Here is a 13,629-nt window from a genome sequence, read left to right as displayed (position 1 = left end):
ACGGGTAAGTTAGGGTGTAGTAGATAATTGGGCAGCAGGGCTACCGGCCGGCTCGTTAGTGCGCCTTGCCCGTAGTGCCTTGGGCGGCATCCGACACGGGGGCCCACTGCTCCCAGGTGGCGAGCCGCTCGGCATAGGCGGCCCGCACCCAGGGCAGATTTTGGCTACCTAGGAAAAAGCGGAGCGGCGGCTCGGCCGCATCCACAACAGCGAATAGCGCCGGGGGCGTGGCTTGTGGGTCGCCACCTTCTGACTCTTTGAGACGATTCATAAAGCCGGTCCGGAAATCAGCGTAGACATCCATGCCAGGGGCAAATTTCAAGGAGTTGTCGCTGCCAAACTCGGTGGCGTAGGCGCCCGGCTCTACCAGCGTGACGTGTAAGCCAAACGGCTTGATTTCGGTGGCTAGGCTATCGTGGATTGCCTCGAAGGCCCACTTAGAAGAGCAGTAGTAGCCAATCAGCGGCAGGCTCACCAAGCCTAGGCCGCTCGAAATGCCGATAATATGCCCGTGGCCCTGCGCCCGCAGCAGCGGCAGCGCAGCCTGGATGACGGCCAGCGTACCGAAAATATTCGTTTCGTAGAGCGCTCGCACGTCCGCCGCGCTGGCTTCCTCAATGGTGCCGACCAGCGAGTAGCCGGCATTGTTGAGCACCACATCGAGCCGGCCGAAGTGGGCGTGCGCCTGCGCCACGGCCGCCGTCACTTGGTCGGGCTGGGTGACGTCCATCGCCAGCGTTAAGACGTTGGCCCCGTAGGTTGCCTGGAGGTCGGCCAGGCTAGCCAGCGAGCGAGCGGTGGCGGCCACTTTATCCCCCCGTTGCAGGGCGGCCTCGGTCCAGATGCGGCCAAAGCCGCGCGAGGCGCCCGTAATAAACCATACTTTGCCCGGCGTGGTGGCGGTGCCACTGCCGGCTGTTTGTTGCTGTGCCATGAGGTAGTTGGTTGCGTTGATAACACTGCAAAGTTTGCCGGCGGCCTAGGCGGCGATTGTAAGCTAATTGGGGAATTGTGTAGGCAAAACGCGGCTGGTTGCTGGCTAGGGCGCTTTTATGACGGCGCAGGCCAAGTGCACTCGTTGCTGTGGCCTTTCGGCGTACCAAGCGCTACTTCATTACCTAACAAATACGCCCCCTGCAAGTCGCCTAGGTAGGCAAGGCCCTGCATAGCAAGCAGCAAAGCGGCGGTGAGTATAGTCTCTTATATAGGAGGTGGCGCACGAATGAGGCATTGCGCAAACTTTTACCGGAGTTGGAGAGTTAAATAATAGTAAGCTTACTTAACAAGTTTACTTGGCAACTATGGCTACTCAAGCTCCTGCCCCCGACGACGCCCAGCACCTGGCCACCGAGCTGCGCACCGTGGTAACGCGGCTGGTGAAAAAGCTGCGGGCGCACTCGCCCACCCGCGAAAAGCTGTCGCTTACCGAGCGCTCGGTGGTGCGCCTGCTCGACCAGCACCCGCACCTGCTGCCCAGCGAGCTGGCCGAGATGGAGAAAGTCACCACCCAGTCGATGTCGCAGATACTGCGTCACTTGGCCGAGGGCGGCTACATCGAGCGCCGGCCCTCGGCCACCGACCGCCGGAAGGTGCACATCGCCATTTCCGATGCCGGCCGCCAGCTGCTGCAAACCGCCCGCCAGGAGCGCGACGAGTGGCTGCACGCCACCCTCACCCAGCACTGCTCGGCCGCCGAGCTAGCAGCCTTGCAGCAGGCACTGCCGGTGCTCACCAAGCTGGTTGCCAGCGAATAACTAGTGGGAGTGCCCCTAGGTCTCCCGTTTATACCTACTATGAATACAAGCACTTTTCGCGCGCTGCGAAGCCGCAATTTTCGCCTTTACTTCACGGGGCAGGCCCTCTCGCTGCTGGGCACCTGGATGCAAAAAACGGCCGTGAGCTGGGTCATTTATGCCCAAACCAATTCCAAGTTCATGCTTGGGCTGAGCGTGTTTGCCACCATGTTTCCGGCGGCGGCGTTTTCGCTGGTGGGCGGCGGCGTGGCCGACCGCTACAATCGCTACCGGGTGCTGCTCACCACGCAGGTGCTCTCGATGGTGCAGGCCGCGCTACTCACGCTGCTGGTGTTTGGCCGCCCGGGCGCGGTGTGGGGCATCCTGGGGCTGAGCGTGGTGCTGGGCATCATTAACGGCTTCGACGTGCCAGCCCGGCAATCGCTGGTGCACGAACTGGTGGAGGACAAGCAGGACTTGCCCAACGCCTTGGCCCTCAATTCGTCCATGGTCAACCTCTCGAAGCTGATAGGGCCCGCCGTGGCCGGGCTAGCCATCGAGGCCCTGGGCGCCACCACCTGCTTCGCCCTCAATACGCTGAGCTTTGTGGCCGTCATTGGCTCGCTGCTGGCCATCAAGCGGCCGGCCTACGTGGCCAAGCCGCACGCCAAAAACATCCTAGGCGAGCTGAAAGAAGGGTTTCAGTACGTGCGCACCACCCCCGATATTCGGTATATCATCCTGATGCTAGCGGCGGTAAGCTTGATGGTATTGCCCTTCACCACCCTAATGCCGGTGTACGCCAAAGATATTTTCCACGGCACGGCTACCACGTTCGGGCTCATCGACAGCTCCATCGGCCTGGGGGCGTTTATCGGGGCGCTGTACCTGGCCTCGCGCCCGCCGGGGACCAACCTGCACCGGATACTGGCAACCAACACCCTCATTTTTGGGGCCGGACTCATCCTGTTTTCGCACACCCCGTGGTACCCACTGGCCCTCGCGTTCATTGCGGTAGGCGCGTTCGGCATGATGTCGCAAATCACCATCAGCAACACCCTGCTGCAAACCACCGCCGACCCCGCCATGCGCGGGCGGGTCATCAGCTTCTACGTGCTGGCCTACACGGGCATGGTGCCCCTAGGTAGCCTGCTGGTGGGGGTAGCAGCGCAGCACATCGGCGTGCAAAACACAGTGCTGGTGCAAGGTGTGCTAGCCCTCGGCCTAGGCGCGCTGCACTGGCGCTCCCTGCATCAGCAGCCTACGGTGCGCACCGAACTGCCCGCCCAGGCCAACTCTACGCAGGGCTTGGCGTTGTCGAGCTAGGGGCCGTACCAGGTTAGGCCGTATGGATAACTTCCTTTTATAAATAGTCAGCGTCTATGCCTTTTGCTATGAACTGTGCGGCTAGCTCTTCCTCCTCATCATAGAATAGGGTAATCTTACGCAGGTTGGGCAGCAAAACTAGGTCGTCGGTCGAAGTGATAGCAAACTGGTTGTCTTCCCCATCCCAAAAAGGGTACAGTTGATGGTAGATGATATCGCCACCATCCTGATTTATCTCTTCGACTTGGCTCAATAACTCCGCTGGAATTTCTAATTCCTCAAAATACTGCCTGACTTCCGGGATGACGGCATAGCCCTCTTTTTCAATGTCGATGCGGCGCCCAGTATAGCTAGCCGCAAAGTCGTGGACTGAGAATTGGGGTTCTAGCACTGCTTCTTCGTACATCAAAACCTCGATTACCGCCAACTTAAAGTTGAAGTCTTTGAATTGAACAGGATTGCGGGCCACAGGATTTGGTGGTAAAGTAAGAAGCGCTAGTTGCTGGTGCCGCTAGCGCTTCAGTGTAAGGTATACCTTCTACTCATATCTAGTCACGAGTTACGGCTGCGCCTAAACTCGCGCCAGTTTAAGCCAGTTTAGAATCAGGTTTGTCTTCTTGATTCATAAGCTGCTATAAGAGTCACAGAATCAATGAAAGAATTTCTTAGGTTTGGCTCTAAATTCTCGATAAGCTTTACTTCATCTTCGCTAAGCTCGATAAAATTAAGCATGTCCTCGTGATTGATGTAATTGACAATTAATCGTTCGCCACTAAAAAAATATAGTTGGTCAAATTCATAATAGTTATTGAAGCGCTTGCTTTTGAAACTATGGACAGCAAATCCATATTCCAAAAGCTTTGATTTACAGTTCTGATTAAGCCGAAACTTGCAAACTATATCATCGTCAACCTCAACAAGATTGATGGTTTCGAGTGTCCAATTATCAAAATAGATTAGGCCATCTGGAAATAAATCTGCTTTCTTAGATACACCCATGAAAGCAAAGCTATCTGCAACTTTGAATACTAAATTGATAAGAAGGTTTTGCCAAATTTCTTCTGTGATAGAGTCATACGATGGATAATTAGGACCGCTTAGGTCAAGATTGTTTAAGAATACTTTGTTGTACATACTTAAAGCAATTTGAGCTTTTCCCAAGCTATGGCTCCTAAATCTACAATCCGCTGCCATTCAGGGTTATTCCAGATTGTAATATCGTAATAACCATTACTTTGAGGAGAATTGTAGTCTTCAAGAGCGGTATGCCATTCAAGTAGGATATCTTTTTCTTGTTCGCTGACATAGCTATTCTCAGCAAGCTGACCATAATTTAAGCCACAAAGCAAATCATCGAAATAGCAGCACATAAACTCCACGAAAGAGTAGTGCACGCTCGATTTCGATGTGTTCAGCGAAGTCTCGTGTTGGTGTTCGAGTGAGGTGAGTTCTTCAATAGAAGCCTTCCACCTCACTCGCCACAACTCCCGTAAGTCCTCATCAGAGACAGAATCTGATGAAGCCATTGTCTCTTCTATTTCCACGAGAATTACATATTCCGCCGATACTGCCCGCCTACCTCAAATAGCGCGTTCGTAATCTGACCTAGGGAGCAGGTTTTCACCGTTTCCATTAGCTCCGCGAAGAGGTTGCCATTCTGCACGGCGATTTGCTGCAAGCGCTTCAGGGCGGCGGGGGTAGCGGCGGCGTTGCGAGCGTGCAGGGCTTCGAGCATCGTAATCTGGTACTGCTTTTCCTCCTCCGTGGCGCGGATGACTTCGGCCGGGATGACCGTGGGCGAGCCCTTGGACGAGAGGAAGGTATTGACGCCGATAATCGGGTATTCGCCGGTGTGCTTTAGCATCTCGTAGTGCAGGCTTTCCTCCTGGATTTTGCCGCGCTGGTACATGGTTTCCATGGCGCCGAGCACGCCGCCGCGCTCCGTGATGCGGTCAAATTCAAGCAGCACCGCTTCCTCGACTAGGTCGGTCAGCTCCTCAATGATGAAGGAGCCTTGCAGCGGGTTTTCGTTTTTGGCTAGGCCTAGCTCGCGGTTGATGATGAGCTGAATGGCCATGGCGCGGCGCACACTCTCCTCGGTGGGGGTAGTGATGGCCTCGTCGTAGGCATTGGTATGCAGTGAGTTGCAGTTGTCGTAGATGGCGTAGAGCGCCTGCAACGTGGTGCGGATGTCGTTGAAGTCGATTTCCTGGGCGTGCAGCGAGCGGCCCGAGGTCTGGATGTGGTACTTCAACATCTGGCTGCGGGCGTTGGCGCCGTACTTCAGCTTCATGGCCTTAGCCCAGATGCGGCGCGCCACCCGCCCAATCACGGCGTACTCGGGGTCGATGCCGTTGGAGAAGAAGAACGACAGGTTGGGCGCGAAGTCGTTGACGTTCATGCCCCGGCTCACGTAGTACTCCACGAAGGTGAAGCCGTTGGAGAGCGTGAGCGCCAACTGGGTAATCGGGTTGGCGCCGGCCTCGGCAATGTGGTAGCCCGAGATGCTGACCGAGTAGAAGTTACGCACCTTTTCGGTGATGAAATACTCCTGCACGTCGCCCATCAGGCGCAGCGCAAACTCGGTGCTGAAAATGCAGGTATTCTGGGCCTGGTCTTCCTTCAGGATGTCGGCCTGCACGGTGCCGCGTACCTGGGTCAGGGTCGTGGCCTTGATTTGCTGGTACACGTCGGCGGGCAGCACGTCTTCGCCCGTCACGCCGAGTAGCAGCAGCCCTAGGCCGTTGTTGCCCTCGGGCAACTCGCCCTGGTAGCGGGGGCGGGGCTGCTGCTTGGCGGCAAAAATCTGGTCGATTTTGGCGTCCACCTCAGCTTCGAGGCCGTTTTGGTGAATGTGCTTCTCGCAGTTCTGGTCGATGGCCGCGTTCATGAAAAACGCTGCCAGCGTGGCCGCCGGGCCGTTGATGGTCATGCTCACCGAGGTGGCCGGGTGCGAGAGGTCGAAGCCCGAGTAGAGCTTCTTGGCATCGTCGAGGCAGGCGATGCTGACGCCCGCGTTGCCGATTTTGCCGTAGATGTCGGGCCGGTGGTCGGGGTCTTCGCCGTAGAGCGTCACCGAGTCGAAGGCAGTGCTCAAGCGCTTGGCGGGCAAGCCTTTGCTCACGTAATGGAAGCGCCGGTTGGTGCGCTCCGGTCCGCCTTCGCCCGCAAACATACGGGTCGGGTCTTCGCCCTCGCGCTTGAACGGAAACACGCCCGCCGTGTAGGGAAACTCGCCGGGGAAATTCTCCTGCATGGCCCAGCGCAGGCGGTCGCCCCAGCCTAGGTAGCGCGGCACGGCTACCTTCGGTATCGCATTGCCCGACAGCGACGTAGTGTGCGTCTTGACCCGGATTTCCTTGTCGCGCACCTTGTACACGTACTCGGGGTTGCGGTAGTTTTGGAGGGTAGCCTCCCAGTTTTCCAGAATGGCCTGGGCGTCGGCGTCGAGGCGGCGCAGCTGGGTTTGCACGTTTTTGGCAAAGTCTAGCCCAGCGGTTTCGGGGCTAGCCGGCGCATCCTGATAATGCTTGGCTAGGGTCGCAAACGAGCCCGCTACCTCGGCAATGGCCACCTGCTCGCTCACGCGCTTGTCGTAGGCGCGGTTGGTTTCGGCGATTTCGGAGAGGTAGCGCGTGCGGCTCGGCGGAATGATGTAGACCTTTTCCGACTGCTCGGCGCTGGTTTCGAGCTGCGAGGCAAACTGCGCGCCCGTCTTTTCCTCCAGCGTGCTGAGGATGGCCCGGTAGAGCCGGTTCATGCCGGGGTCGTTGAACTGCGAGGCGATGGTGCCAAACACCGGCATTTCCTCCAGCGGCGAATCCCAGCGCTGGTGGTTGCGCTGGTACTGCTTGCGCACGTCGCGCAGGGCGTCGAGGCCGCCGCGTTTGTCAAACTTGTTGAGCGCAATAACATCGGCAAAGTCCAGCATGTCAATCTTTTCGAGCTGCGTGGCCGCGCCGTACTCGGGCGTCATCACGTAGAGACTCACGTCGGAGTGCTCGATGATTTCGGTGTCGGATTGGCCGATGCCGCTAGTTTCCAGAATAATCAGGTCGAAGTCGGCGGCCTTCACCACGTCCACTGCATCCTGCACGTAGCGGCTCAGCGCCAGGTTGCTCTGGCGCGTGGCCAGTGAGCGCATGTACACCCGCGGCGAGTTGATGGCGTTCATCCGAATGCGGTCGCCGAGCAGCGCCCCGCCGGTTTTGCGCTTGCTGGGGTCCACCGAAATGATGGCTAGGGTCTTTTCGGGGAAGTCAAGCAGAAAGCGCCGCACCAGCTCATCGACCAGCGACGACTTGCCCGCGCCACCCGTGCCCGTGATGCCGAGGATGGGTGCCGTGGGCTTAGCTGTTGGGTTCAGTAGCTGAGAGGCATCATCTTCCTGCTGCTGAAAGTCGGCCACCAGTTGGCCTTTCACCCGCTCAAACTCCTCGGGGAAGTTCTCGGCCGCTGAAATCAGCCGGCCGATGCTGCGGGCATCCTTCTCCTTTATATGCGAAACCTCGCTATTGAGCTTCTGACCGGTCGGAAAATCACTCTTTTCCAGCAAGTCGTTAATCATGCCTTGCAGGCCCAGCGAGCGGCCATCATCGGGCGAGTAGAGGCGCGTGATGCCGTAGCCTTGCAACTCCTCGATTTCGGAGGGCAGAATAACGCCGCCGCCACCGCCGAAGATGCGGATGTGGCCCGCGCCGCGCTCCTTCAAGAGGTCATACATGTACTTGAAGTACTCGTTGTGCCCGCCTTGGTAGCTGGTAATGGCAATGGCTTGGGCATCTTCCTGAATAGCGCAGTCCACGATTTCCTGCACCGAGCGGTTGTGCCCTAGGTGAATAACTTCGGCGCCGCTGCTCTGGATGATGCGGCGCATGATATTGATAGCCGCGTCGTGCCCATCAAACAGCGCGGCGGCCGTGACGATGCGAACGTGGTTTTTGGGCTTGTAGGGGGCAACTGGGGTGGGATGCATGGGGTAGGGGTAGGGCGAAGATTCAGGGCACGTTTAGCTAGTCTATTCAACTAAGCGCACCGTGTTTGGGTGCGATAAAGGTACGAAAAAGCCCCGGCGAGGTCGGCCGGGGCGCGTATTCTATCCTTCGTCTTCAGCTAAAGTGGAATCGATAATTGATGGATTCAATACAGTCTCTAAGTTGCCGCGTTTTAGAAGGTCTGCGATAGTGACCTCAATGCACTCGCGGGTAAGCTCATGCACGAATAAGTCAGGTGGTATTTGGTAAATACCACCTAGGTTCTCGCCGCTTGCTTTGTCTTGGCTGACGGTAGTTGCAAAAAAGTCAAATGTCCACACGTTGATACCATAGCGCCGCCCATCAACGAGCGTAACATGTATGTTGCAGAAGTCATTCTTATAATTCCAGTCATGTATTTCAAGCTGACTAGTTGCAAAATCGTGGCTAGACGAAAAGTGAAACTCTTCGAATTCAAGCCAAAGGGTGAAGTCAGGCATGTAGACAGCTTATATTAATCTGGGCTAACAGTAGTAATATACAAGCTTAGGTTAATGGGCTGCACTTTCCACTGGTCTTCTGACTTATCTCGAAACACCATACGGTGCGTGGCCGAGAGCGCGGCCGGAATCGAAACGCTGTACCAGTCTTGTTGTTTGGTCGGGGTGCCGTCGAGCCACTCCAGCGTCACGGCGATGCGGCTTTGCGGGCCTACGTTGATGTTGTAGGGCTTGAGGTCGAGGTGCTGCCAACTGGCGGTAGAGTCGGCCACGGCGAACTGCACATCTTGGGTAAGTAGGCTGGCGGCCGGGTGGTCCTGGCTATCGAGGGCGCGCACGTTGAGCCGGAAGCGCAAGTGCCGAAAGCTGCGCTGCCGGATATACACGTAAGCTTCCTCCACGAAGCTATTGGGTTTCATGCCTAGGATGGCGCCCACTTCGCGGCCCAGCTTGTTGGCGGGCTCTTTGTCGGCTTGCAAGTGGAAGTTATAAAACGTAAAGCCGCCCGACCCCTCGCGGCCGACGTTGCGGCGCTTCCAAGTATCGGCGTGCACCTGCACTTCTTGGAGCGCGGCGGCCTGGGGCGTCAGCGCCAGTTCGGGCAGCTTGCTTAGGTCGGCCACCAGCAGCCGGCGCGACTGATAGCCCACGCACGAAACCACTACTGTATCGGTATCCGCGGCGCCCACCCGCGCTAGCACAAAGCCGCCTTGGGCGTCGGCCACAGTACCTAGGGGCCGGCCTGCTACGCCCACTGAGGCATACGGAATGGGCTGCTTGCGCTGGCCATCTACCACTCGCACTGTGGGCTGGTTGAGGGGGCCTTGTGCAGCTAATGCAGCCCCAGCTACTGCGCTTCCTACCAAAAAAAGACCACTAAAACGACGCATCATAAGGCAGAAGTTACGGCCCCAACATGGCGCCAATACTCGTGCAGAGCCCCTACGGGCGCCCTAGGGTTGCAGCGCAACCGCTCTGTTCTTCATTTGCGCTACGTCATGTGTCTTTGTTCGGCAAGTTGTAAGCACGGCCATTTTGCAAAAAGCAAACGAAAACAGCCGGGCCACCTGCTTGGGCGGTCCGGCTGATAACGCTAGTAGGCAGCCACCTAGGCAACTGCCATTCTATCAAATTTTCTGGCTATTTACCAGCCACGGCCTGCAGGCCCGCTTCGGCGACGGTGTGGTCGTTCTCGACCGAGTCGCCCGATACGCCTATGGCGCCGATGACTTTGCCGCTGCCATCCTTGATGGGCAGGCCGCCGGGGAAGGTGATGAGGCCGCCGTTCGACACTTCAATATTAAAGAGCGAGCCACCGGGCTGCGACGCTTTGCCGAGGTCGCCGGTGGGCATGTCGAAGAAGCGCGCCGTTTTGGCTTTCTTAATTGAGATATCGAGCGAGCCTAGCCACGCATCGTCCATACGGGCGAAGGCCACGAGGTTGGCGCCGGCATCGACGATAGCGATGTTCATTTTCACGCCTAGGTCAAGCGATTTCTGGTGGGCGGCTTGGATGGCGGCTTGTGCCTGTTCGAGGGAGATACCCATGAGTGGAGAGAGGAAAAAGAAGCTGGCTACTTATTAGTTTCCTACTTAACTCCAATTGGGTGGTGCTGGTTGCCAAAAACATAGCTGGCGCACGCTACCAGAATAATACAAACTGGACAGTAGCCGCCTCTGCATAAGCCGGCTTATTGAAAAGCTATCCCTGTGCCTAGTGCCAGCCGCCACCCTAGCAAGGCCAGTAGCGCTAGCCCTACCAAGCCCCAGGCCACGCGAGTAGGGCGGGGCAGCAACTCACGCTCGCTGACAAATTCGCGCTGGCAGCCCATAGCCAGCGGAATCAGCAATAAGCCCATCGTGGTGTAGTGCAGTGCTTCATTTACCCCTAGGTGCGGCACTTTGCTGAGCGCTAGCAAAAGGGAGCCCACTAGCCAAGGCCCCACCAGGGCGTACACCACGAGGTGCGCCCGCCGGTCGAACTGCAAAATCGTGCGCGAGTCTTGCGCTTGCAAAAACGGCCCGGCTGCCACTATGCCCAGCACCACCTGCCCAGCAGCAAAGAGCAGCCCCAGCACTGTGCTGGGCCACGTGCTGCTCAGCCCTAGCAGCCAGTTGGGCACGTACCACGAGCCCGATTGCGTCACCGTATCGGCGAGCAGACCGCCGAGCACGGTATTAGTGGCATGCAGGGCCACCCACAGCAGTAGCAGCTTGCCGAGGCCCGGCTGCTGGCGCCGCAACCAAAACAATAGGAAGCTGAGCCCACCTAGCAGCAGCACCAGTGCAGGGCCCGTACCGTAGATGTCCAGCACCATGTCGCGCCGCCAGCCACTGTCGCTCAGCTCAAACCGCACGCCGCTTAGGTTCCAGAAGCCGGGCACATTGGCCCGCCGCGCCACCAGCACCGTGCTCGCCTGGTGTACTAGGCTCACGAGCTGGTACGCGAGTAAGTAGCAGGCCGTGGCGTTGAAAAATACTTTCAGAAACTTGCCGTGCGCCACGCGGGCCGCGCTGGCCCTAGGGGCACTAGCGGGCGGTAGCTGAGCAGTAATAGTAGCGCGTGGGTCCATACCCAAACATACAACCGGGGGCAAATCGGCCGTATCTTCGTGTGCGATAAAACCGCCCTCCGTTGAAGAATATCCGTAATTTTTGCATTATTGCCCACATCGACCACGGCAAAAGCACGCTGGCCGACCGGCTTCTCGAGTTCACGAGCACCGTGGCCAAGCGCGACATGCAGGCCCAACTGCTCGATAACATGGACCTAGAGCGCGAGCGCGGCATCACCATCAAGAGCCACGCCATCCAGATGCAGTTTCCCTACAAAGGGGAGCTGTACACGCTCAACCTGATTGATACCCCCGGCCACGTCGATTTTAGCTACGAGGTAAGCCGCAGCATCGCCGCCTGCGAAGGCGCGCTGTTGATTGTGGATGCTTCGCAAGGTATTGAGGCTCAAACTATTTCCAACTTGTACCTCGCTATCGGGGCCGACTTGGAAATTATTCCGGTGCTCAATAAAATTGACCTTCCGCACGCCATGCCGGAGGAAGTGACCGACGAAATTGTAGACCTCATTGGCTGCAAGCCAGAAGATATTATCCACGCCTCGGGCAAGGCTGGCATTGGCATCGAGGACATCCTAAATGCCATTTGCGACCGCATTCCTGCGCCGCAGGGCGACCCGGAGGCTCCGCTCCAAGCGCTCATTTTCGACTCGGTATTCAACTCGTACCGAGGCATTGAGGTTCTGTTCCGCATCAAGAACGGCACCATGCGCAAGGGTGACAAGCTGCGCTTCATGGCCACCGGCAAGGAGTACGGCGCCGACGAAATCGGCGTGCTCAAGCTCAACCAGGAGGCGCGCACCGAAATGAGCGCCGGCAACGTGGGCTACCTCATCTCGGGCATCAAAGAAGCCCGCGAGGTAAAAGTGGGCGACACCATCACGACCGTGGGTAACCCCACGCCGGAGGCCATCCAGGGCTTTGCCGATGTGAAGCCGATGGTATTTGCCGGCATCTACCCGGTCGATACCACCGAGTACGAAGAGTTGCGCAGCAGCATGGAAAAGCTCCAGCTCAACGACGCCTCGCTTGTGTGGGAGCCCGAAACGTCGGTGGCCCTAGGCTTCGGTTTCCGCTGCGGCTTCCTCGGGATGCTGCACATGGAAATCGTGCAGGAGCGCCTCGAGCGCGAGTTCAACATGACGGTGATTACCACCGTGCCCAGTGTGCAGTTTCATGCCCTAGGTAGTAAAGACCAAGAGCTTATCATCAACGCGCCGTCCGAAATGCCGGAGCCGAACTTGATTAAGCTCATCGAGGAGCCTTATATCAAGGCGCAGATTATCACCGCCGCCGAGTACGTGGGGCCGATTATCACGCTCTGCATGGAAAAGCGCGGCATCATCAAAGGCCAGAGCTACCTGACCTCGGAGCGCGTGGAGATGAACTTTGAGCTGCCGCTGTCGGAGATTGTATTCGACTTCTTCGACAAGCTCAAAACCATCAGCCGCGGCTACGCCTCGCTCGACTACGAGCTGATTGGCTACCGCGAGTCGGACATGGTGAAGCTCGACGTGATGCTGAACGGCGAGAAGGTGGACGCTCTCTCGGCCATCGTGCACCGCTCGAAGAGCTACGAGTGGGGCAAGCGCCTCTGCGAAAAGCTGCGCGAACTACTGCCCCGCCAAATGTTCGACATCGCCATTCAGGCGTCTATCGGCCAGAAGATTATCGCCCGCGAAACGGTGAAGGCCCTGCGCAAAAACGTAATTGCTAAGTGCTACGGCGGCGATATTTCGCGTAAGCGCAAGCTGCTCGAAAAGCAGAAAGAAGGCAAAAAGCGGATGCGCTCGGTGGGCTCGGTAGAGATTCCACAAGAAGCGTTTCTGGCGGTGCTCAAAATTGACTAACAGCGAAAGCGCGGTTCCGGAAGGGGCCGCGCTTTTTGTTTCTCACCTTATGGCTTCGGGTCAAGAAATAACGCAAGATGAGTTCCGACATGTACTTCTTCAAGTACTTGGTATGGAAGTGAGTCAAGCCGTAGTGGGCAAACCTTTTATTGGGATTAGACTAGGTGGTAGTCAGACAATAGAGGTTGAGGTAGATACAGAATTTTGGGTAGAGATTATAGAGTATGATTTTGAATTCGATATAGGTCTAGGTAATGATTGGCGTATTATTAAGGGTAGCAAAGAAATAAGTCGGTCTGATATATTTTCCTTCGCACTTGGGCCTATTAGACGTGGGCCCTCACTCGCTTCTTTATTGCGGAAGAAAATTTCAACCATAGTTATCAAATCTAATTTCGATTTGCTAATCATGTTTACTGATAGCCAAGAATTGATTGTCAATGGCTCTGCTATATCAGAATATACAGGACAGCAATACATTACTTGGGAAGTATCCACTTTTGATACTGTATATAGACCACTGCCAAATGGCTTGGTAAAGGCTCTGCATAGGGGTTTCAGTCTCCGCCCGACGAGACCTTTGAGAAGTTGAATAATTAATAACTGAATTTTAGGCAGGTATTTATTTCAATACTATTGATTAAATGAGGGTATCGAGTTTCTTCTTTATAATA

General features: G+C 56.7%; 13 protein-coding genes. 4 read left to right on the top strand and 9 right to left on the bottom strand.

Annotation, left to right across the window (positions count from 1 at the left end; all coding sequences use genetic code 11):
* Window positions 1–55: 55 nt before the first annotated feature.
* On the bottom strand, window positions 56–934 hold the full coding sequence (locus tag FNT36_RS02230) for an SDR family NAD(P)-dependent oxidoreductase (protein ID WP_144843720.1): 879 nt from the start codon (window positions 932–934) through the stop codon (window positions 56–58).
* 367 nt (window positions 935–1,301) lie between these two features.
* Here FNT36_RS02230 and FNT36_RS02225 point away from each other — a divergent pair, with 367 nt between their 5' ends.
* Together FNT36_RS02225 and FNT36_RS02220 are read left to right on the top strand one after the other, a co-directional pair.
* On the top strand, window positions 1,302–1,754 hold the full coding sequence (locus FNT36_RS02225; RefSeq protein WP_144843717.1) for a MarR family winged helix-turn-helix transcriptional regulator: 453 nt from the start codon (window positions 1,302–1,304) through the stop codon (window positions 1,752–1,754).
* Window positions 1,755–1,793: 39 nt separating this feature from the next.
* Window positions 1,794–3,059 (top strand): MFS transporter, encoded by a 1,266-nt coding sequence (locus FNT36_RS02220; RefSeq protein ID WP_144843714.1) that lies wholly within the window; start codon window positions 1,794–1,796, stop codon window positions 3,057–3,059.
* Window positions 3,060–3,096: 37 nt separating this feature from the next.
* Here FNT36_RS02220 and FNT36_RS02215 read toward each other — a convergent pair whose 3' ends face one another.
* From FNT36_RS02215 to FNT36_RS02180, 8 genes are all read right to left on the bottom strand, one after another.
* Complete coding sequence (locus FNT36_RS02215) at window positions 3,097–3,528, bottom strand: DUF6892 domain-containing protein (protein WP_144843711.1); 432 nt, start codon at window positions 3,526–3,528, stop codon at window positions 3,097–3,099.
* Between the two features lie 134 nt (window positions 3,529–3,662).
* On the bottom strand, window positions 3,663–4,193 hold the full coding sequence (locus tag FNT36_RS02210; RefSeq protein ID WP_144843708.1) for a hypothetical protein: 531 nt from the start codon (window positions 4,191–4,193) through the stop codon (window positions 3,663–3,665).
* Between the two features lie 2 nt (window positions 4,194–4,195).
* Window positions 4,196–4,603, bottom strand: a complete 408-nt coding sequence (locus FNT36_RS02205; RefSeq protein ID WP_144843705.1) for a hypothetical protein — start codon at window positions 4,601–4,603, stop codon at window positions 4,196–4,198.
* A gap of 5 nt (window positions 4,604–4,608) precedes the next feature.
* Entirely contained in the window at window positions 4,609–8,034 is a 3,426-nt protein-coding gene (locus tag FNT36_RS02200; protein ID WP_144843702.1) for a methylmalonyl-CoA mutase family protein, read from the bottom strand.
* Between the two features lie 120 nt (window positions 8,035–8,154).
* Entirely contained in the window at window positions 8,155–8,532 is a 378-nt protein-coding gene (locus FNT36_RS02195) for a hypothetical protein (protein WP_144843700.1), read from the bottom strand.
* 14 nt (window positions 8,533–8,546) lie between these two features.
* On the bottom strand, window positions 8,547–9,425 hold the full coding sequence (locus FNT36_RS02190) for a carboxypeptidase-like regulatory domain-containing protein (RefSeq protein WP_144843697.1): 879 nt from the start codon (window positions 9,423–9,425) through the stop codon (window positions 8,547–8,549).
* A 247-nt stretch (window positions 9,426–9,672) separates the two neighbouring features.
* Window positions 9,673–10,080 (bottom strand): GlcG/HbpS family heme-binding protein, encoded by a 408-nt coding sequence (locus FNT36_RS02185; RefSeq protein WP_144843694.1) that lies wholly within the window; start codon window positions 10,078–10,080, stop codon window positions 9,673–9,675.
* A gap of 143 nt (window positions 10,081–10,223) precedes the next feature.
* A complete protein-coding gene (locus FNT36_RS02180; protein ID WP_144843691.1) occupies window positions 10,224–11,105 on the bottom strand; it encodes a hypothetical protein in 882 nt (293 codons plus the stop codon).
* 62 nt (window positions 11,106–11,167) lie between these two features.
* Here FNT36_RS02180 and lepA point away from each other — a divergent pair, with 62 nt between their 5' ends.
* Together lepA and FNT36_RS02170 are read left to right on the top strand one after the other, a co-directional pair.
* On the top strand, window positions 11,168–12,955 hold the full coding sequence (gene lepA / locus FNT36_RS02175; RefSeq protein WP_144843688.1) for a translation elongation factor 4: 1,788 nt from the start codon (window positions 11,168–11,170) through the stop codon (window positions 12,953–12,955).
* A gap of 49 nt (window positions 12,956–13,004) precedes the next feature.
* Window positions 13,005–13,547, top strand: coding sequence for a hypothetical protein (locus tag FNT36_RS02170; protein WP_144843685.1), 543 nt, complete (start codon window positions 13,005–13,007; stop codon window positions 13,545–13,547).
* The last annotated feature ends 82 nt before the right edge of the window (window positions 13,548–13,629 follow it).

It is taken from the genome of Hymenobacter setariae, assembly GCF_007713685.1.
Taxonomy (GTDB): Bacteria; Bacteroidota; Bacteroidia; order Cytophagales; family Hymenobacteraceae; genus Hymenobacter; species Hymenobacter setariae.
The sequence above is the reverse complement of the archived record's forward strand: the minus strand, read 5'-3'. Positions and strand labels throughout refer to the sequence as shown.

Coding starts and splice junctions, on each gene's coding strand:
- FNT36_RS02220 (WP_144843714.1), top strand. CDS start 1,794: ATGAATACAAGCACTTTTCGCGCGCTGCGAAGCCGCAATTTTCGCCTT.
- FNT36_RS02200 (WP_144843702.1), bottom strand. CDS start 8,034: ATGCATCCCACCCCAGTTGCCCCCTACAAGCCCAAAAACCACGTTCGC.
- FNT36_RS02170 (WP_144843685.1), top strand. CDS start 13,005: ATGGCTTCGGGTCAAGAAATAACGCAAGATGAGTTCCGACATGTACTT.
- FNT36_RS02225 (WP_144843717.1), top strand. CDS start 1,302: ATGGCTACTCAAGCTCCTGCCCCCGACGACGCCCAGCACCTGGCCACC.
- FNT36_RS02185 (WP_144843694.1), bottom strand. CDS start 10,080: ATGGGTATCTCCCTCGAACAGGCACAAGCCGCCATCCAAGCCGCCCAC.
- FNT36_RS02190 (WP_144843697.1), bottom strand. CDS start 9,425: ATGATGCGTCGTTTTAGTGGTCTTTTTTTGGTAGGAAGCGCAGTAGCT.
- FNT36_RS02195 (WP_144843700.1), bottom strand. CDS start 8,532: ATGCCTGACTTCACCCTTTGGCTTGAATTCGAAGAGTTTCACTTTTCG.
- FNT36_RS02180 (WP_144843691.1), bottom strand. CDS start 11,105: ATGGACCCACGCGCTACTATTACTGCTCAGCTACCGCCCGCTAGTGCC.
- FNT36_RS02210 (WP_144843708.1), bottom strand. CDS start 4,193: ATGTACAACAAAGTATTCTTAAACAATCTTGACCTAAGCGGTCCTAAT.
- FNT36_RS02230 (WP_144843720.1), bottom strand. CDS start 934: ATGGCACAGCAACAAACAGCCGGCAGTGGCACCGCCACCACGCCGGGC.